Source organism: Pseudomonas sp. GW821-FHT09C09 (assembly GCF_059418105.1).
The window spans coordinates 102,498-121,748 of record NZ_JBWKPF010000009.1; the positions used below are offsets into that span (position 1 = coordinate 102,498).

The 19,251-nt window shown below is 59.8% G+C and carries 12 protein-coding genes; 6 read left to right on the plus strand and 6 right to left on the minus strand.

All coding sequences use genetic code 11. The annotated features are described in order from the left end of the window. Position 1: 1 nt before the first annotated feature. Entirely contained in the window at positions 2-4,153 is a 4,152-nt protein-coding gene (locus AC07NR_RS25160) for a hypothetical protein (protein ID WP_495079706.1), read from the minus strand. A 218-nt stretch (positions 4,154-4,371) separates the two neighbouring features. Here AC07NR_RS25160 and AC07NR_RS25165 point away from each other — a divergent pair, with 218 nt between their 5' ends. Both AC07NR_RS25165 and AC07NR_RS25170 read left to right on the plus strand, forming a co-directional pair. Further along, positions 4,372-6,834, plus strand: a complete 2,463-nt coding sequence (locus tag AC07NR_RS25165) for an EAL domain-containing protein (RefSeq protein WP_248743860.1) — start codon at positions 4,372-4,374, stop codon at positions 6,832-6,834. Positions 6,835-6,913: 79 nt separating this feature from the next. Further along, positions 6,914-7,675, plus strand: a complete 762-nt coding sequence (locus AC07NR_RS25170; RefSeq protein WP_263860234.1) for an iron-containing redox enzyme family protein — start codon at positions 6,914-6,916, stop codon at positions 7,673-7,675. Between the two features lie 62 nt (positions 7,676-7,737). Here AC07NR_RS25170 and AC07NR_RS25175 read toward each other — a convergent pair whose 3' ends face one another. The 5 genes from AC07NR_RS25175 to AC07NR_RS25195 form a co-directional block, all read right to left on the minus strand. Then, the gene (locus AC07NR_RS25175) at positions 7,738-8,664 is read right to left on the minus strand and encodes a GGDEF domain-containing protein (RefSeq protein WP_085710825.1); all 927 of its coding nucleotides are present in this window, start codon (positions 8,662-8,664) and stop codon (positions 7,738-7,740) included. Positions 8,665-9,027: 363 nt separating this feature from the next. Next, positions 9,028-9,768: a YciK family oxidoreductase gene (locus tag AC07NR_RS25180; protein WP_085710824.1), complete on the minus strand. Its 741-nt coding sequence runs from the start codon at positions 9,766-9,768 to the stop codon at positions 9,028-9,030. A 67-nt stretch (positions 9,769-9,835) separates the two neighbouring features. Continuing rightward, positions 9,836-10,507, minus strand: a complete 672-nt coding sequence (gene mupP / locus AC07NR_RS25185; protein ID WP_134827711.1) for an N-acetylmuramic acid 6-phosphate phosphatase MupP — start codon at positions 10,505-10,507, stop codon at positions 9,836-9,838. Between the two features lie 4 nt (positions 10,508-10,511). Then, complete coding sequence (gene ubiG, locus AC07NR_RS25190; RefSeq protein ID WP_007950906.1) at positions 10,512-11,210, minus strand: bifunctional 2-polyprenyl-6-hydroxyphenol methylase/3-demethylubiquinol 3-O-methyltransferase UbiG; 699 nt, start codon at positions 11,208-11,210, stop codon at positions 10,512-10,514. A 57-nt stretch (positions 11,211-11,267) separates the two neighbouring features. Continuing rightward, complete coding sequence (locus AC07NR_RS25195; protein ID WP_495079707.1) at positions 11,268-12,602, minus strand: TRZ/ATZ family hydrolase; 1,335 nt, start codon at positions 12,600-12,602, stop codon at positions 11,268-11,270. A gap of 108 nt (positions 12,603-12,710) precedes the next feature. Here AC07NR_RS25195 and mtnA point away from each other — a divergent pair, with 108 nt between their 5' ends. The 4 genes from mtnA (at position 12,711) to pheA (ending at position 19,239) form a co-directional block, all read left to right on the plus strand. After that, positions 12,711-13,787: an S-methyl-5-thioribose-1-phosphate isomerase gene (gene mtnA, locus AC07NR_RS25200; RefSeq protein ID WP_114884665.1), complete on the plus strand. Its 1,077-nt coding sequence runs from the start codon at positions 12,711-12,713 to the stop codon at positions 13,785-13,787. 424 nt (positions 13,788-14,211) lie between these two features. Beyond that, positions 14,212-16,995: a DNA gyrase subunit A gene (gyrA, locus tag AC07NR_RS25205; protein WP_114884663.1), complete on the plus strand. Its 2,784-nt coding sequence runs from the start codon at positions 14,212-14,214 to the stop codon at positions 16,993-16,995. A gap of 64 nt (positions 16,996-17,059) precedes the next feature. After that, complete coding sequence (gene serC, locus AC07NR_RS25210; RefSeq protein WP_085607237.1) at positions 17,060-18,145, plus strand: 3-phosphoserine/phosphohydroxythreonine transaminase; 1,086 nt, start codon at positions 17,060-17,062, stop codon at positions 18,143-18,145. Further along, entirely contained in the window at positions 18,145-19,239 is a 1,095-nt protein-coding gene (pheA, locus tag AC07NR_RS25215) for a prephenate dehydratase (RefSeq protein ID WP_007950913.1), read from the plus strand. Before serC ends, pheA begins: the two co-directional genes overlap by 1 nt. Positions 19,240-19,251: the final 12 nt, after the last annotated feature.

The window sequence follows — 19,251 nt, forward strand, 5'->3', positions numbered from 1 at the left end:
TTCAGTTCCACAGCACCTCCAGCGCGTTGGCTGTGCCGTCGTAACCAAACTCCTTAACGATCACCGAGCAACTGGTGCAGGGGGGCATGGTCGTGGCCACATCGACCGAAGCGATCATGTGGTTTTCGGGATATTTCTTGCGGAGCGCGCTGATCAGTTTTGCCTCGCTGTCCAGAGAGGTAGGCCGGCGGGTCAGTGCGGGCGTGTAGGTGTCGATGTCCTTTATCGTATGGGGAATCGCCACCAATTGCCCTTCGTTCGAGACCTCCAGTGAGGTTTTGCTGAATGTCTTGCCAAAGTCGATGTTGAAGTAGGTGGTGTCACCGACAATCACTTTATCCGGTGCGAATGGAGGCTTGAACAGCGGCAGTTCTCCAGTCAGTCCTTGCGCACCGGAAACGCTGACATACACCTCGCGCTTGCCGGTCGACGTCACGATGTCGGCGTAGGCGATGTTTCGCGGATTCTGTCCCTGGAAATGAGACGGGAGCAGAGCCTGCAACTTGTCCATTGTCCGATTGATTTTCAGGTCGGCGCTCTGTTGGATATTGATTGTTTTCTCGACAAACAGCGTATCGAAGATGTCGGCGGTTCGTTGACGAAAGGTCTGCGATGCGTCCCGACTGCGTGACCAGGATGCAGCACCGTCCGGCAGCCGGCTGACGATCATGCGTGTGGAATGATCGAACAACACCGCTTCACCGGGGTTGGTATCGACTTTAAGCAGTTTGAGCGTGTCGGGCGGGCTCGCATGGCCACCAATTCGAATGGCAATTTTCTCCATGGTTTCGAGGGCACGTTCTACGGTTGGAATGCCGTAGATTCTCGCCATGTTGTTGGCATTGAGCGATCCGGTGTAGACCGTCATCAGTTCACCCTTCAGATCGGCAGGCAGGGTATTGGCCTTGCGCAGCGTCAACGGCGTGGCGAGGCTCTGACCTTTGGGCAGTTCTGCTACATAGAAGGCTCCGGCGTCCAGCCGAGTCAACACATAGTGCTTTGAGCCGTCCATGGCGGGGACGATGGTGGCGCCGGCCTCGAACGTATCGAACTGATTCCGGGTGCCGAAGGGGATATCTACTTTGATTCGCCCGTAAATCCCTTTTTGAAAGGCTATCGTCGCCTGGTGTCTGCTTTTCTTTTTCAGGGTTTTGAGCAGTATCGCTCGGCCAGGTGCGGCGGGGGTGTAAATGCTGTCCCCGAACCAGGGTGCCCAGCCTTTCTCTGTATCGTAAGTCCCGTTGGTCGGCGTGGGTGCTGGATCGCGGATGACATAGCGTGTTTTGCATGCCTCCGACCCCGGCATGCGCCGCATCCTGCACGGCAGGGCTTTCAGCAGCGACTGATCATCGATCAGGTCGGCGCGGCGCAATTGATCGCCATTCAGTCGATAAGGGATGTCATCAATCAACAGCGTGGTTCGACCATCGACCTCCAGCACTTCACGAATGTGGGCATTTTCCGGGATCTCGGCGAGCACATGGGATTCAGAGGGCGGCAAGGTCTTGAAGGTGGATTGGCCGTGGATCAGGTTTCCAGGGTTGTTGCTCAGACGCGGGCCATAGGGCAGAGACGTGGCAGGATCGACAAGGTGGAATCGGTTCAGGTCTGTCGGACTGGTGTTGCGTATCAGGATGTCGTCTACGCCGTTGATGCTTGCCATTTGATCACCGTGGGTCAGTGGTTTCCAGCTTCCGGGGTCCATGGCCTGTGGCAGGTTGTGAATCAGACGGTAGTTGTCGACTTGCCCGGTCAGTCGGCGGATCCCTCCGAGACCCAGCCGGCCTGCAGCAAGCAACCCTTTGCCGCTGCCGAGGGCAAGTGACTTCGCCAGTGTCGGGATGCCATCCAACGGGTTAAGGTTTTTCAGTGAGGAAGTTATCAACTTGTGCGACAGGGTCGAGAAAGATGGCAGGCTGGCTTTGACTACCATGCCTGTGACGCTGGCGCCGGCCCGGGCCAGTCGCACCGAGCCCGAGATGAACTTGCCTACAGGGAAGAGGAAAGACGCCAGATCGAGGAGTAATCCCAGACCACCCATGACTTTGCTCCCGGTTCCCTCCGACGAGAGATCATCAATGCTGCCCCAGAACGGTACAAAACTCTTCACGATCGTCTCGAGCACTGCAAGCCGTTTCTCGATTTTTGCCCGGGTGATATCGAAGGTCGTCATGCCGCGGGCCTGAATGCGCAGATGCTTTTCATCGACATAAAGAAAACGGGTGGCGACGTGGTCTGCCAGTGCAACCAGTCGGGAGGATTCCAGGCCTGTTCCCGCCGCGTCTTTAGCGGCCGAGTCCCGAGATAAACGGGCCACGACATCGAGGAATCCTATGTAGTACTGCCGAGCGGCAGGGGTGGAGCCACTGGCATGAGCATCCCAGTCGAGCAGTAGCGACGTGCTGTCCTTGCTTGAAAACGTTTGTCCGGGGATGACCGCATGCAGCGGAAACTCGGTGAACACTCCATTTATGGTCGAAAATCTCAGTCCGGTTCTCTGACGGATGAAACCGGCGCTCGGGATGACCTCGTAATAGCTGAACTTGCCTTCCAGTAGCACCTTCAGTACGAAGCCTTTCCTCGCCAGAGGTTCTGTATGAATGCCCGGCCTTGTTTGCGCGCGCAGGCCCAGCACCTCTACATCACCTTGTTCCAGTGTCCGCCGGTCAGCCAGCGGCAGGGATGCCAGCAGACTGAGAATCAAGGTCTTGTACGCCGATCTGATGGTGGTCAGGTACTTGTCGAACGCCGATGCAAACTCCGCATTGACATCCGGCAGCGGTTTGCCGGAAAGGTTGTGAACGATCCCCCCGGTAAACATCGGCCGATAGATGCCGTGTACTTTGCGTTCCGAGTAAAAGTACCGATCTTTGTCCATTCGAAAGGTTTCGAGGGTTCGCGTTTTTCCATCTGCCTCGGTGAAAAACCATCGTTTGCCATCATCGAACTGTCCATCGGCATAGAGATCCAGAAACCCGTACCCTTCCAGTTTCAGTGACGGCATGTCTCTGAAACCCAGAGCGGCCGGCGGATCGTCCCGCAGAAGTTTGCGTCCGTCCGCCTCCAGAACATGGCTACCCAGGGCGACATCTTTCATTCGCTTGGCCATCTGCAATCTGTCCGGCGGGCGTAATTCCAGTGATTGCACGGCCTTGTTCAGGCTTTCACTCTGGCTTTCCAGCGCCGCCATTGCGCGTTTGATTTCCTCCTCGGTGTAGTCGGATGCCATTCGTGGCTGAACGATGCCCATGCAGACTGCCCAGTCGAGTGCCGGGCTCAGTCTCAGTCGCATAATTTTTTCAAGTTCCTCGGTTGAAGCGTTCGTGCTGCGCTCCAGAGGCAGATTGACGAGTTGTTGAAAGGAAAGAGGCTGCAATCGATCAAGGCCAAGTTCGTCAGCCAGTAACACGCCATGCATGAAATTGACCCACACCACCGAGCTCTTGTAGCGAAGATCGGACGGGATGTCGCCCACGGTGAAATCCTTTGCCTCGCGGGTGTACAGCACCTGGGCCAACACGATTGCTTCCTTGCTATCGACAGCGCGCCGGGCTTTCAGCAGGTGCTGTTCGAAAGCACTGCGCAAGGTCTGGTAGCTTTCGCCCCAGTGTGCCGGGTCTTGCCAACTGAAGCCTTCGAGCGCATCCGGGTGATCGACCGAAGGCGTCTGCACATAGAGACGGATGGCTTTACACAAGAGTTGGTAGCGGATGGACGCGGGAGTCTGTTCGCCGGGGTTTGCACCGTACCACTTGAGTTGTTTCAACAGCTGCCCGGTCAGTGCCGTTGCCTGGGTCGAGTCGAGTATTTTCTGCAGCCATATCGAAGGTGTCGCACGCAGTTGCTCGACGGACGCGCTCGAAAGGACGTCTGCGCCCAGATGCTTAATCAACGTGGAATGGCCGCTCATAAAGCTCGTTACGGTGTCGACGATACGGTTATCGGTGATTTTTGCCATGTACATTTGCAGGGGCATGGACAGCGCAAGCTGAGGCGATGCGCGTTCAAGTACCTTGTAGCTTTTCTTTTCCCGTGTGTCGGGCGTGGGAACCAGGTCTTCGATGTCGGGGCCCTGATCAAGTCCCAATGCCTGCCTGGCACGAAACTCCTGGGTATCCGGTGTGTCGGTTGTAGCGAGAGAGGTCGATGTCATGCTGCACTCCGCGAGAACGATGTCCTGCCCTGAGAGGGGGGAACTGGAGTGCCAATAAAACGCCATCAGCAACTTGTATGGCGTTACTTATGTATAACCCTGAGTTTGTACTGAATCAGGGCTGATCCGTCGCTTGCCGGAACCCCGAACGCCTCCTAGTCTTTGGAGGTTGGTCTGATAGAGACGGACAATCAGGCAGTGACCACGCAAGGAACTCCATGAAGCAAAAGCGGACTCTCGGAACGCCTCGGTTGCTGGGCATCGTCTGGCCATTCATTGCCGTCGTGTTGTTTCAGGCCTTGCTGGGGGGCGTGAGTCTTTACGTCCTGTCGGCCGTTCGCGGGTATGTGGCGGGCGAGAGCCTCTGGTCCAAGGGCCAGAAAGACGCGATCTATTACCTCAACCTGTATGCCGACAGCCGTGACGAGGCGATTTACCTCAAATACCAGAACGCGATCGCCGTGCCTCAGGGCGGCCATCAGTTGCGCCTGGCCCTGGACAAGCAACCTCCCGACCTGCAAGCGGCGCGCGAGGGCATCCTCAAGGGCGGCAACCACCCGGATGATGTCTCCAGCCTGATCTGGCTGTACCTGAACTTCCGCCACTTCAGCTATCTGGAAACCGCCATCGACCGCTGGACGCTGGGCGACGCTTATCTGGTGGAGCTCGATGACGTGGCGCAGGAGATGCACCGGCGTATCACGGCCAATGCCGCCACCGATGCCGATATCCGGCGCTGGAAGGACCGGATCTTTGCAATCAACGATGGCGTGACACCCGCCGCCAAGGCCTTCAGCGATGCCCTGGGCGAAGGTTCGCGGGTAATCCTGCGTCTGCTGCTGTTCACCAACCTCGCCACGGCGTTGGGCCTGATCGTCCTGGCGCTGTTGCGCACCCGCAAACTGCTCAAACAGCGGCATGCCTTTGCCGAAGCCCTGCAGCTGGAAAAGGACCGGGCCCATATCACCCTGCAATCGATTGGTGACGGGGTGATTACCACGGATGTGAGCGGTGCAATCGAATACATGAACCCGGCCGCCGAGGCCTTGACCCACTGGAAGGCTGAGCAGGCTGCCGGCCTGCCGCTGGCGGCGCTGTTCAATCTGCTGGATGACAACGCCCAGACCGAAGGGCTGACCCTGATCGAACACATTCTGAGCGGCCAGCTCAGCGGTGGTAGCGAGCACTCGAAGCTGATCCAGCGGCTCGACGGCAGCACAGTATCGGTGACCCTGGTCGGGGCACCGATCCGCAATGCCGGCAAGGTCAGCGGGACGGTGCTGGTGCTGCATGACATGACCCAGGAGCGGCAATACATCGCCAATCTGTCGTGGCAGGCCACCCACGACGCGTTGACCGGCCTGGCCAACCGCCGCGAGTTCGAATATCGCCTCGAACAGGCTTTGCACAATCTGACCCGGCAACCAGGGCGGCATGCGCTGATGTTCCTCGATCTCGATCAGTTCAAACTGGTCAACGACACCTGCGGGCATGCGGCGGGCGATGAGTTGCTGCGGCATATCTGTGCGTTGCTGCAATCCGGCCTGCGCGAGGGCGACACACTGGCGCGGTTGGGGGGCGACGAATTCGGCATATTGCTGGAGAACTGCGCACCGGAGGCGGCCGAGAAGATCGCCGAAGGGCTGCGTCAGACGGTGCAGAACCTGCATTTCGTCTGGAAGGGGCGGCCGTTCCTGACCACCGTCAGCATTGGGCTGGTGCACGTCGCGCAAACCCCGACCACCCTCGAAGCCTCGCTGCGGGCGGCGGACATGGCCTGCTACATGGCCAAGGAAAAGGGCCGCAACCGGGTGCAGGTCTACCATGCCGACGACTCGGAGCTATCCCTGCGTTTCGGCGAGATGGCCTGGGTGCAGCGCCTGCACATGGCCCTGGAGGAAAACCGCTTCTGTCTCTATGCCCAGGAAATCGCCCCGTTGGGTTCGGTCGCCGGCGGTACCGGCGGGCACATCGAAATTCTGCTGCGCCTGCATGACGAAGCGGGGCGGATGATTCTGCCGGACAGCTTCATACCGGCAGCCGAGCGTTATGGTTTGATGACTTCGCTGGATCGCTGGGTTGTGCAGAATGTATTTAAGGTCATTGCTCAATGTATTAACGAAGAGTGCGAACGGCCTCTGGCAATGTGTGCGATTAATCTTTCAGGCATTACTATCGGAGATGACGCGTTCTTGCACTTTCTGCGGGAACAGTTTGATAACTATTCCGTTCCGCCTGAAATGATTTGTTTTGAAATTACAGAAACCAGCGCCATTGCAAATCTTGGCAGCGCCATCCGATTTATTAATGAACTCAAAGGCTTGGGTTGTTACTTCTCGCTGGATGATTTTTGCGCCGGAATGTCTTCATTCGCTTATTTGAAACATTTGCCTGTAGACTTCCTGAAGATCGACGGGAGTTTCGTAAAGGATATGCTGGACGACCCGATTAACCGCGCTATGGTCGAAGTGATCAACCACATCGGGCATGTCATGGGTAAGCAGACAATTGCGGAGTTTGTCGAAACAGCCCAGATCGAGCAGGCATTGCTTGAAATCGGCGTGGATTACGCTCAGGGTTATGTCATCGAACGCCCGCAATTGTTTACCTGCGACAGTTTGCAAAGTCGGCCCGCCAGACCGCAGCCGCTGTTGTTCAAGGCGCCTGGCACGTTCCGTTGAAGTCTCTTGCCGATCCTTACAATCACAAATCAAAAGGAGCCGAACAGTGATCGACACATTCAACCGAACCGGACCACTCATGGAAGCTGCAAGTTATCCTGCCTGGGCACAACAGTTGATCCAGGACTGCAGCGAGAGCAAACGCCGGGTTGTCGAACATGAACTTTACCTGCGCATGCGTGATAACAAGCTCAGCGCCAGGACCATGCGCCAGTACCTGATCGGGGGCTGGCCCGTCGTTGAGCAGTTTGCGTTGTACATGGCGCAGAATCTCACCAAAACCAAATTCGCCCGTCACCCCGGGGAAGACATGGCGCGGCGCTGGCTGATGCGCAACATCCGCGTCGAACTCAATCACGCCGATTACTGGTTGAACTGGAGTCGGGCCCACGGAGTAAGTCTGGAAGACCTGCAGGCCCAGCAAGTGCCGCCGGAGTTGCACGCACTGAGTCACTGGTGCTGGCACACCAGTTCGGCGGATTCGCTGATCGTGGCCATTGCCGCCACCAACTATGCGATCGAAGGCGCGACCGGGGAGTGGTCGGCGCTGGTCTGCTCGACCGGTGTGTATGCCGCCGCGTTCCCTGAAGAGGATCGCAAGCGGGCGATGAAGTGGCTGAAGATGCACGCCCAGTACGATGACGCCCACCCCTGGGAGGCGCTGGAAATCATCTGCACCCTGGCTGGCATGAACCCGAGCAAAGCCCTGCAAACCGAGTTGCGTCAGGCTGTGTGCAAGAGCTACGACTACATGTACCTGTTCCTTGAACGCTGCATGCAGTTGGAGTTGACGGAGCGGGTGCTGGTCGGGCGCGAGCGGCGGGCGCTGGTCGAGAGCTAGTCCGACGACCTCAATGAAAAACGGGAGCCCATGTGCTCCCGTTTTTGTCTGGCAGAGTCAGTTCAGCCGGCCATTGTCAGGCGATTGCGCCCTTCGCGTTTGGCCACGTACAACGCGCTGTCGGCCCGGCGCAGCAGGCTGTCGGCGGACTCGCCCGGCAGCAGGGTCGAGCAACCAAGGCTCACGGTCAGTTCGATCAACTGGCCATCGGCGTAATAGTCCTGGGCCTGTGCTGCATACCGCAGGCGTTCGCCGACCATCGCGGCGGCTTCGCGGCTGGTGTTGGACAGCAGAATCAAAAACTCCTCCCCGCCGTAGCGGAACACCATGTCGACGTTGCGCAACTGGTCCTTGATCGACGCTGCGACGGCTTTGAGCACTTCATCGCCGGCCGTGTGACCATGGCTGTCGTTGACCTGCTTGAAATGGTCGATGTCCAGCATCAGCAGTGACAGCGGTTGCAGGTGTCGACGGGACATCTCGATTTCCCGCTGCAGGGTCTGCTCCATGGCGATGCGGTTGCCGGCGCCGGTCAATGGATCGCGCAGGGCAGTCTGCGTCGCAACGCGGTAGAGCAGCGCATTGCGCATCGGGTAAAGCAGGGACGACAGAAGCGATTCCAGATTGCCCAGTTCCTGCTCGCTGAAGCGCTGGTTGCGGCGGAACACCAGCTCGCCCATGTGCTCGCCGTCGTGGCTGAGGCTGTAGCTGGCCGAGTGATGACCGCGGGCACCGAACTCCAGGCGCAAGTCACTGCCGCTGTGCACGTAGCTCAAGGCATCGAGCGGTACCAGGCGCTGAACTTCGCGGAAAAACAGACCCAGGATGCGTTGAGGCTCAAGGCTGGTTTGCAGTTGCAGGCTCATTTGCTGGCGCAATTGCGCCAGGCTGACAGGTCGCTGCAGCAGCGGAGGCAGCTGACCAAAGCCCAGGCGTTGCAATTTGGCACTGTCGAAGTCAATTGCAGTGGTCTGGGAGGGTGATTTCATATGGCGTGAGCCCCTAAGCAGTAAGTCTGTCTTACAGGCTGGGTGAGAGCGGCTATGGGCTGCGCGTCATACTGATCCATCAGTCCCGTAGGACATTTGGCACAAGTTTAGTCTGCCCGATGACGATTAGTCAGCTATCGAAATCAGGCCTTGCCCGACTGCCTTCACTCGGCGTGCTTTGAGGGAATGTAGAGCGAAAGTCGTGCCACTCAGTTCAGGTTTTATTAAAACCTTTGTGAATCAAAGAGTTGAATTTATAGCTTGAAATCCAGTGGTGGTAATTTGACTGAAACGGGCCTGCGCAAAGCGGCAAATGTATGCCGCGACGGGAATCCGCCGCGGTAACAAAAGCGACGTATGGCATTACTGGGCGTTGAATGCCTGGCCGTTGATGCCCGTGCTGTCCGGACCCATCAGGTACAGATAGACCGGCATGATCTCTTCCGGCGTCGGGTTGTTCAGCGGGTTTTCCCCCGGATATGCCTGGGCGCGCATGCTGGTGCGGGTGCCGCCCGGGTTGATGCTGTTGGAGCGTACCGGTGCTACGCCGTCGACTTCATCAGCCAAGGTCTGCATCAGGCCTTCAGTGGCGAACTTCGACACGCCATAGGCGCCCCAGTAGGCGCGTCCCTTGCGGCCGACGCTGCTGGAGGTGAATACCACCGAGGCATCCTGGGACAGCTTGAGCAGCGGCAGCAGGGTGCTGGTGAGCATGAACATCGCATTGACGTTGACCTGCATGACGCGCATGAAGTTCTCACCGGACAACTGCTCGATCGGCGTGCGAGGGCCAATGATCGAGGCGTTGTGCAGCAGGCCGTCGAGGTGTCCGAACTCGGATTCGATCATTGCTGCCAGCTCATCGTATTGATGGGGCAGGGCGGTTTCGAGGTTGAACGGGATCACCGCCGGCTGCGGATGCCCGGCCGCTTCGATCTCGTCGTAGACCTGGGTCAGGTTGGCTTCGGTCTTGCCCAGCAGCAGCACGGTCGCGCCGTGGGCCGCGTAGGTTTTCGCGGCGGCAGCGCCGATGCCGCGACCGGCACCGGTGACCAGAATGACCCGATCCTTGAGCAATTCGGGGCGAGCGGAGTAATCAAACATAAAAAACCTCTAGTCCATTAACTTCTGATCGTTCCCACGACCGGCATGGGAATGGAGCGTGCCCGAATCAGCAACTGCACAAAGCGTTATCGATCACCTTGCGCAACTCCTGCGGATGATCCACCACCACGTCCGCGCCCCAGTGCCGCGGATTGTCGTCCGGGTGAATGTAGCCATAGGTCACGGCGGCAGTCTTGGTGCCCGCGTCACGGCCGGATTCGATATCGCGCAGATCATCACCGACAAACAGAACGGTCGACGGATCCAGATCAAGCATCTTGCAGGCAAGCTCAAGCATCTCGGGATCCGGTTTGCTGTTCTTCACGTGATCCGGGCAGATCAGCAGGGCCGAGCGCTCGGCCAGCCCCAGTTGCTGCATGATCGGTTCGGCGAAGCGCAGCGGCTTGTTGGTGACCACGCCCCAGATGAGGTTGGCTTTCTCGATATCGGCCAGCAGCTCGCCCATGCCGTCGAACAGCTTGCTGTGCACGGCGCAGCCGGCGAGGTAGCGCTCGAGGAACTCAAGGCGCAACTCCTCGAAGCCCGGCGACTCCGGATCCATCGAGAACGTCACCGCGACCATGGCCTTGGCGCCGCCGGAGATCTCGTCGCGGATATGCTTGTCGTTCATCGGCGGCAAACCGCGATCCGCGCGCATCGCCTGGCAAATCGCGATGAAATCCGGCGCGGTGTCGAGCAGGGTGCCGTCCATGTCGAAAAGGACTGCTCTGATGGCCATCGGCTTATTCCTCGCGCAGGGTCTGGATCATGTAGTTGACGTCAACGTCCGCCGCCAGCTTGTAGTGCTTGGTCAGCGGGTTGTACGTCAGGCCGATGATGTCCTTGACGGTGAGGCCGGCCATGCGGCTCCAGGCGCCGAGCTCGGACGGGCGGATGAATTTCTTGAAGTCGTGGGTGCCGCGCGGCAGCAGCTTCATGATGTATTCGGCGCCGACGATGGCGAACAGGTACGCCTTCGGGTTGCGGTTGATGGTGGAGAAGAACACCTGGCCGCCAGGCTTGACCATGCGGAAGCAGGCGCGGATCACCGAGGATGGATCCGGTACGTGTTCGAGCATTTCCAGGCAGGTGACGACGTCGAACTGCTCGGGCATTTCTTCGGCCAGGGCTTCGGCGGTGATCTGCCGGTACTCGACGTTCACGCCAGATTCCAGCTGATGCAGTTGTGCGACCGCCAGCGGCGCTTCGCCCATGTCGATGCCGGTCACGGTCGCGCCGCGCTGGGCCATGGCTTCGCTGAGAATGCCGCCGCCGCAGCCGACGTCGAGGACTTTCTTGCCGGCCAGGTTGACGCGTTCGTCAATCCAGTTGACCCGCAGCGGGTTGATGTCGTGCAGCGGTTTGAACTCGCTTTCGCGGTCCCACCAGCGATGGGCCAGTGCTTCGAATTTGGCGATTTCGGCGTGGTCGACGTTGCTCATGATTCAATCCTCTAAAACTTGAAAAAGGCTGTAGCCCCGGAGTTTGCCCCGGGGTGTTTACGATTCGGTGTGGCCGCTGATGCGCCGGCCCCAGGCCCGGGCGGTTTCGCCGAGCTGTTGTTCGTCCAGGCGCGTCAGGCGCCGGTCGTCGAGCAGTTGCTTGCCTGCAACCCACAGGTGTTTTACGCAGTCCCGGCCGGTGGCGTAAATAAGTTGCGAGACCGGGTCATAGACCGGTTGCTGGGCCAGGCCGGACAGGTCGAACGCGACAATGTCCGCGGCCTTGCCGATTTCCAGGGAGCCGGTCTCTGCTTCGATCCCCAAGGCCCGCGCGCCGTTCAGTGTCGCCATGCGCAGCGCCCGATGGGCGTCCAGCGCGGTGGCGGAGCCGGCGACGGCTTTGGCCAGCAGCGCAGCGGTGCGGGTTTCGCCCAGCAGGTCCAGATCATTGTTGCTCGCTGCGCCATCGGTGCCGACCGCCACGTTGACCCCGGCCTGCCACAGGCGTTCTACCGGGCAGAAGCCGCTGGCCAGTTTCAGGTTCGACTCCGGGCAATGGATCACGCTGGTGTTGCTTTCTACCAGCAACGCCAGGTCGTCATCGCTGATCTGGGTCATGTGCACGGCCTGGAAGCGCGGGCCGAGCAGGCCCAGTCGGCCGAGGCGGGCCAGCGGACGTTCGCCGCGCTGTTCGACCGCTTGCTGCACTTCGAAGGCGGTCTCGTGGACGTGCATGTGGATCGAAGCGTCCAGCTCCTCGGCGATCACGCGGATTTTTTCCAGGTTCTCATCACCAACGGTGTAGGGTGCATGAGGGCCGAAAGTGATCTTGATGCGTTCGTGATGCTTCAGGTCGCCGAACAGTTCGACGCCCTGACGAATGGCTTCATCGGCGCTGGCGGCGCCCGGAATCGGGAAATCGAGGATCGGAATGGCGATCTGCGCACGGATTCCGCTGTTGTGCACGCGCTCGCTGGCAACCTTCGGGAAGAAATACATGTCCGAAAAACAGGTGATGCCACCTTTTATCTGCTCGGCGATGGCCAGGTCGGTGCCGTCACGCACGAAATCTTCATCGACCCATTTGCCCTCGGCCGGCCAGATGTGGTTTTCCAGCCAGGTCATCAACGGCAGATCGTCGGCGAGGCCGCGGAACAGGGTCATGGCGGCGTGGCCATGAGCATTGATCAGGCCGGGGGCGAGCAGAACGTCCGGCAATTCGCGGACTTCGGCGGCGTTACACTTCAAGGCTTCGGCGCGCGGGCCGATGAACACGATGCGACCGTCGCGGATGCCCAGGCCATGCTCCTTGAGCACAACGCCTGCGGGTTCGACGGGTACCAGCCAGGTCGGCAGCAATAATAAGTCGAGCGCAATGGCAGGTTTCGGCATCGAGGGTCGGTTCCAGTGCTTTTGTAAAGGATGGCGAAGTATACCCGAGCGTCTTCGCGGGGGGATCGCTATAATCGGCGGCTTTTGTTCATGAGTGCGGGGTGAGGGATGCGCGATCGACTGTTGGCTGCGGAGAAAGTGAAGGCCATCGATTGGCGTGATGGCGCGCTCCACCTGCTGGATCAGCGCGTTTTGCCGTTCGAGGAAAACTGGATCGCCTACACCAGCGCCGCCGGCGTGGCCGAAGCGATTCGCTCGATGGTGGTGCGCGGTGCGCCGGCCATCGGCATCAGTGCCGCGTACGGCATCGTGCTGGCGGCCCGTGCCCGGATTGCCGAAGGTGGCGACTGGTATGCCGCGCTGGAAGAGGATTTCATGCTGCTGGCCGATTCCCGTCCGACGGCGGTCAACTTGTTCTGGGCGTTGAATCGCATGCACGACCGGCTGGATCGCCTGAAGGACAACGCCGATCCGCTGGAGGCGCTCGAAGCCGAGGCCATTGCCATTCATGAAAGCGATCGCGAAGCCAACCTGACCATGGCCCAGCTTGGTGTCGACCTGATCCGCAAGCATCAGGGCAATGCCCAGGCCATTCTGACTCACTGCAATACCGGCGCCCTGGCCACCGGTGGTTTTGGCACGGCGCTCGGGGTGATCCGCGCCGCCTTCATCGAGGGTATGGTCGAGCGTGTCTACGCCGACGAAACCCGGCCGTGGCTGCAGGGCTCGCGCCTGACCGCGTGGGAACTGGCCAACGAAGGCATTCCGGTAACGTTGAACGCCGACTCGGCTGCCGCGCACATCATGAAAACCAAAGGCGTAACCTGGGTCATCGTCGGTGCCGACCGGATCACCGCCAACGGCGACGTGGCGAACAAGATCGGTACCTATCAACTGGCGGTCAATGCCATGCATCACGGTGTGCGTTTCATGGTGGTGGCGCCGAGTTCGACCATCGACATGAACCTGGCCAGTGGTGATGACATCCCGATCGAAGAGCGCGACGGCGCCGAACTGCTGGAAGTCGGCGGCAAGCGTGTTGGCGCTGATGTCGAGGCGTTCAATCCGGTATTTGACGTGACCCCGGCGGACCTGATCGATGCGATCGTCACCGAAAAAGGCATCGTCGAGCGCCCGGACACCGCGAAAATGGCCCAGCTGATGTGCCGCAAGCGCTTGCATTAAAGGTGTTCAGCGCCCGCTAATTGGCTATCGCCAGCGGGCCGGCTCCCACAGGTTTTGTGCCAGGCATGGCCCCGGTGGGAGTTGGCTTGCCAGCGATGGGGCCTTGAAAGTCAATAAACATCCGCAATTTCGTCTCGAAATTTGCATTCGGAGAAGCTCTGAGCCTCTCTCGTCCCCGTTAAGCCTGTCATCGGTCATCTAACTATGCTCCATGCGCATCTGGGGGATAGGTGCGTGGCGGCTCTTGTGATAACATCCGGCGTTTTCCGAGGCAGTCCCACGGGGTTGTCTTCACTGCGCAAATCCAGGGTCAACTTGTCGATTTGTCGTAAGTCGGCGCATGGCACTCGGCCTGCATCGACGAGCTTCGTGCGTCCCCTATGGATATGGCGAAGTTTCACCAGAAAAAGGAATCAGGCTTCTCATGGGCGAACTGGCCAAAGAAATCCTCCCGGTCAATATCGAAGACGAGCTGAAACAGTCCTATCTCGATTACGCGATGAGCGTGATCGTCGGCCGTGCACTGCCGGATGCGCGCGATGGCTTGAAGCCCGTGCACCGTCGCGTGCTGTTCGCGATGAGCGAGCTGGGCAACGACTTCAACAAGCCGTACAAGAAATCTGCCCGTGTCGTCGGTGACGTGATCGGTAAGTATCACCCGCACGGTGATACCGCGGTGTACGACACCATCGTCCGTATGGCGCAGCCATTCTCGCTGCGTTATCTGCTGGTGGACGGTCAGGGCAACTTCGGTTCGGTGGACGGCGACAACGCCGCGGCCATGCGATACACCGAAGTGCGCATGACCAAGCTGGCGCACGAGCTGCTGGCCGACCTGCACAAGGAAACCGTGGACTGGGTGCCGAACTACGACGGCACCGAACTGATCCCGGCGGTCATGCCGACCCGCGTGCCGAACCTGCTGGTCAACGGTTCCAGCGGTATCGCCGTGGGCATGGCGACCAACATTCCGCCGCACAACCTCGGTGAAGTCATCGACGGTTGCCTGGCCCTCATCGACAACCCCGAGCTGACTGTCGATGAGCTGATGCAATACATCCCCGGTCCGGACTTCCCGACCGCCGCGATCATCAACGGTCGCGCCGGCATCATCGAAGCCTACCGCACCGGCCGTGGCCGCATTTACATGCGCGCCCGCTCGATCATCGAAGACATCGACAAGGTCGGTGGCCGTCAGCAGATCGTCATCACCGAACTGCCTTACCAGCTGAACAAGGCGCGTCTGATCGAGAAGATCGCCGAGCTGGTAAAAGAGAAAAAACTCGAAGGTATCACCGAACTGCGCGACGAGTCCGACAAGGACGGTATGCGCGTCGTGATCGAGCTGCGTCGCGGCGAAGTGCCTGAGGTGATCCTCAACAATCTCTACGCCCAGACCCAGCTGCAGTCGGTATTCGGCATCAACATCGTTGCGCTGATCGACGGCCGTCCACGGATCCTGAACCTCAAGGATCTGCTGGAAGCCTTCGTCCGTCACCGTCGCGAAGTGGTTACCCGCCGTACCGTGTTCGAACTGCGCAAGGCCCGCGAGCGTGGTCACATCCTCGAAGGCCAGGCTGTCGCCCTGTCGAACATCGACCCGGTGATCGCCCTGATCAAGGCTTCGCCGACGCCGTCGGAAGCCAAGGAAGCACTGGTCAGCACGCCGTGGGAATCCAGCGCGGTGATGACCATGGTCGAGCGCGCCGGTGCCGATTCGTGCCGTCCGGAAAACCTCGATCCGCAATACGGTCTGCGCGACGGCAAGTACTTCCTGTCGCCGGAACAGGCGCAAGCCATTCTGGAGCTGCGTCTGCACCGCCTGACCGGTCTGGAACACGAAAAGCTGCTGGCCGAGTATCAAGAAATCCTCAACCAGATCGGCGAGCTGATCCGCATCCTCAACAGCGCCACGCGCCTGATGGAAGTGATCCGCGAAGAGCTGGAAGTGATCCGTGCCGAATACGGCGACGTGCGCCGCACCGAGATTCTCGATGCACGCCTCGACCTGACCCTGGGCGACATGATCCCGGAAGAAGAGCGCGTCGTGACCATCTCCCACGGTGGTTATGCCAAGACCCAGCCACTGGCTGCGTACCAGGCTCAGCGTCGTGGCGGTAAAGGCAAGTCGGCAACCGGCGTGAAGGATGAGGACTACATCGCTCACCTGCTGGTCGCCAACAGCCACACCACGCTGCTGCTGTTCTCCAGCAAGGGCAAGGTGTACTGGCTCAAGACCTACGAGATTCCGGAAGCGTCCCGCGCCGCCCGTGGTCGTCCGCTGGTCAACCTGCTGCCGCTGGATGACGGTGAATACATCACCACCATGCTGCCGGTCGATCTCGAAGCCATGAAGCGTCAGGCTGATGAAGAAGAAGCCGAAGGCGCCGAGGCAGATGTAGAAGACATCGAAAACAGCAACGAAACCGAAGAAGAGCGCCGCGCGCGCATCAAGGCTGCCGACCGCAAGAAGGCACCGTTCATCTTCATGTCGACCGCCAACGGTACCGTCAAGAAGACCCCGCTGGTGGCCTTCAGCCGTCAGCGCAGCGTCGGTCTGATCGCGCTGGAGCTGGACGAGGGCGACATCCTGATCTCCGCTGCCATCACCGATGGCGAGCAGGAAATCATGCTGTTCTCCGACGGCGGCAAGGTGACTCGCTTCAAGGAATCCGAAGTTCGCGCCATGGGTCGTACCGCTCGCGGTGTACGTGGCATGCGTCTGCCGGAAGGGCAGAAGCTGATTTCCATGCTGATCCCGGAAGAGGGCAGCCAGATCCTGACGGCTTCCGAGCGTGGCTACGGCAAGCGCACGGCGATCACCGAGTTCCCTGAATACAAGCGTGGCGGCCAGGGCGTTATCGCCATGGTCAGCAACGAGCGTAACGGCCGTCTGGTCGGCGCGGTTCAGGTGCAGGACGGCGAAGAAATCATGCTGATTTCCGACCAGGGCACGCTGGTGCGTACCCGTGTCGACGAAGTCTCCAGCCTGGGTCGTAACACCCAGGGCGTGACCCTGATCAAGCTGGCCAAGGATGAAACCCTGGTCGGTCTGGAGCGGGTCCAGGAGCCGTCGGAAGTCGAGGGTGAAGAGTTTGAAGGTGAAGAAGGTGTCGAACTGGAAGAAGGCGTGATCGGCGCCGAGCCGGACGATGCGGTCGACAACCTGCAGGCGGACGCCGCAGACGAAGAAGAGTCGCAAGACTAACCAAATCGTAGCAGGGCAGAGTGTTTGCTCTGTCCGCTACCGTGATTGCATAGCGAGAGTGGATGTGAGCAAACGAGCCTTTAACTTCTGCGCAGGTCCCGCTGCGCTGCCTGAAGCTGTCCTGTTGCGTGCCCAGTCCGAGATGCTCGACTGGCACGGCAAGGGTCTGTCGGTCATGGAGATGAGCCATCGTAGTGATGACTACGTGGCTATCGCCGAAAAAGCCGAACAGGACCTGCGCGATCTGCTGTCCATCCCCTCCAACTACAAAGTGCTGTTCCTGCAGGGCGGCGCGAGCCAACAGTTCGCCGAGATTCCGCTGAACCTGCTGCCCGAGAACGGCACTGCCGACTATGTCGAGACCGGCATCTGGTCGAAAAAAGCCATTGAGGAAGCGCGTCGCTTCGGCAACATCAACGTTGCCGCCAGCGCCAAGCCCTACGATTACCTGACCATTCCTGGTCAGAACGAGTGGAAGCTGACCCCGGGTGCGGCCTATCTGCACTATGCGTCCAACGAAACCATCGGCGGCCTGCAGTTCGACTGGGTTCCCGAGGCCGGTGACGTTCCGCTGGTGGTGGACATGTCCTCCGATATCCTTTCGCGCCCGATCGATGTGTCGCAGTACGGCCTGATCTACGCCGGCGCGCAGAAGAACATCGGCCCAAGCGGTCTGGTCGTAGTGATCGTCCGTGAAGACCTGTTGGGCCGTGCCCGCAGTTCGTGCCCGACCATGCTCGACTACAAGATCTCGGCCGACAACGGTTCGATGTACAACACCCCGGCCACCTATTCCTGGTACCTCTCGGGCCTCGTTTTCGAGTGGCTGAAGGAGCAGGGCGGTGTCGCCGCGATGGAGCAGCGCAACAAGGCAAAGAAAGATCGCCTGTACGGCTTCATCGACAACAGCGACTTCTACACCAACCCGATCAGCGTCAATGCCCGCTCCTGGATGAACGTGCCGTTCCGCCTGGCTGACGAGCGTCTGGACAAGGCATTCCTGGCCGGCGCCGATGCTCGTGGCCTGCTCAACCTCAAGGGCCATCGTTCGGTCGGCGGCATGCGTGCCTCGATCTACAACGCCCTGGGCCTGGATGCGGTTGAAGCGTTGGTTGGTTACATGGCTGAGTTCGAGAAGGAGCATTCCTGATGTCCGAGCAGGAACTCAAGGCGCTGCGCGTTCGCATCGACAACCTTGATGAGAAGATCCTCCAGCTGATCAGCGACCGTGCACGCTGCGCCGAAGAGGTTGCCCGGGTCAAGATGGCCAGCCTGGCCGAAGGCGAGCAGCCGGTGTTCTATCGTCCCGAGCGTGAGGCGCAGGTCCTCAAGCGCGTGATGGAGCGCAACAAGGGGCCGCTGGGCAACGAAGAGATGGCGCGCTTGTTCCGCGAAATCATGTCCTCGTGCCTGGCCCTCGAGAACCCGCTGAAAGTGGCTTACCTGGGGCCTGAAGGCACCTTCACACAAGCGGCAGCCATGAAACACTTCGGTCACGCGGTGATCAGCAAGCCGATGGCGGCGATCGACGAAGTGTTCCGTGAAGTGGCGGCCGGTGCGGTGAATTTTGGCGTGGTGCCGGTGGAGAACTCCACCGAGGGCGCGGTCAACCACACCCTCGACAGCTTCCTCGAGCACGACATGGTCATCTGTGGCGAAGTCGAGCTGCGGATTCACCATCATCTGCTGGTCGGTGAAAACACCAAGACCGACAGTATCAGCCGCATCTATTCCCACGCTCAGTCGCTGGCCCAGTGCCGCAAGTGGCTGGACGCCCACTACCCGAATGTCGAGCGCGTGGCGGTGTCCAGCAACGCCGAGGCGGCCAAGCGGGTCAAGGGTGAGTGGAATTCGGCGGCGATCGCCGGTGACATGGCGGCCGGGCTGTACGGCCTGACCCGTCTGGCCGAGAAGATCGAGGACCGTCCGGACAACTCCACGCGCTTCCTGATGATCGGTAATCAGGAAGTGCCGCCGACCGGCGACGACAAGACGTCGATCATCGTGTCCATGAGCAACAAGCCCGGCGCGCTCCATGAGTTGCTGGTGCCGTTCCATGACAACGGGATCGACCTGACCCGGATCGAAACCCGTCCGTCGCGCAGCGGTAAATGGACCTACGTGTTCTTCATCGACTTCGTCGGCCATCACCGTGATCCGCTGATCAAAGGTGTACTGGAAAAGATCAGTCAGGAAGCAGTAGCACTCAAGGTGCTGGGTTCCTACCCGAAAGCAGTTCTTTAAGGGGCGGTAGCA

Bases quoted from the DNA above. Each gene is read 5' to 3' on its own strand.
- AC07NR_RS25160 (WP_495079706.1), bottom strand. From the start codon at position 4,153: ATGACATCGACCTCTCTCGCTACAACCGACACACCGGATACCCAGGAG.
- AC07NR_RS25165 (WP_248743860.1), top strand. From the start codon at position 4,372: ATGAAGCAAAAGCGGACTCTCGGAACGCCTCGGTTGCTGGGCATCGTC.
- AC07NR_RS25170 (WP_263860234.1), top strand. From the start codon at position 6,914: ATGGAAGCTGCAAGTTATCCTGCCTGGGCACAACAGTTGATCCAGGAC.
- AC07NR_RS25175 (WP_085710825.1), bottom strand. From the start codon at position 8,664: ATGAAATCACCCTCCCAGACCACTGCAATTGACTTCGACAGTGCCAAA.
- AC07NR_RS25180 (WP_085710824.1), bottom strand. From the start codon at position 9,768: ATGTTTGATTACTCCGCTCGCCCCGAATTGCTCAAGGATCGGGTCATT.
- mupP (WP_134827711.1), bottom strand. From the start codon at position 10,507: ATGGCCATCAGAGCAGTCCTTTTCGACATGGACGGCACCCTGCTCGAC.
- ubiG (WP_007950906.1), bottom strand. From the start codon at position 11,210: ATGAGCAACGTCGACCACGCCGAAATCGCCAAATTCGAAGCACTGGCC.
- AC07NR_RS25195 (WP_495079707.1), bottom strand. From the start codon at position 12,602: ATGCCGAAACCTGCCATTGCGCTCGACTTATTATTGCTGCCGACCTGG.
- mtnA (WP_114884665.1), top strand. From the start codon at position 12,711: ATGCGCGATCGACTGTTGGCTGCGGAGAAAGTGAAGGCCATCGATTGG.
- gyrA (WP_114884663.1), top strand. From the start codon at position 14,212: ATGGGCGAACTGGCCAAAGAAATCCTCCCGGTCAATATCGAAGACGAG.
- pheA (WP_007950913.1), top strand. From the start codon at position 18,145: ATGTCCGAGCAGGAACTCAAGGCGCTGCGCGTTCGCATCGACAACCTT.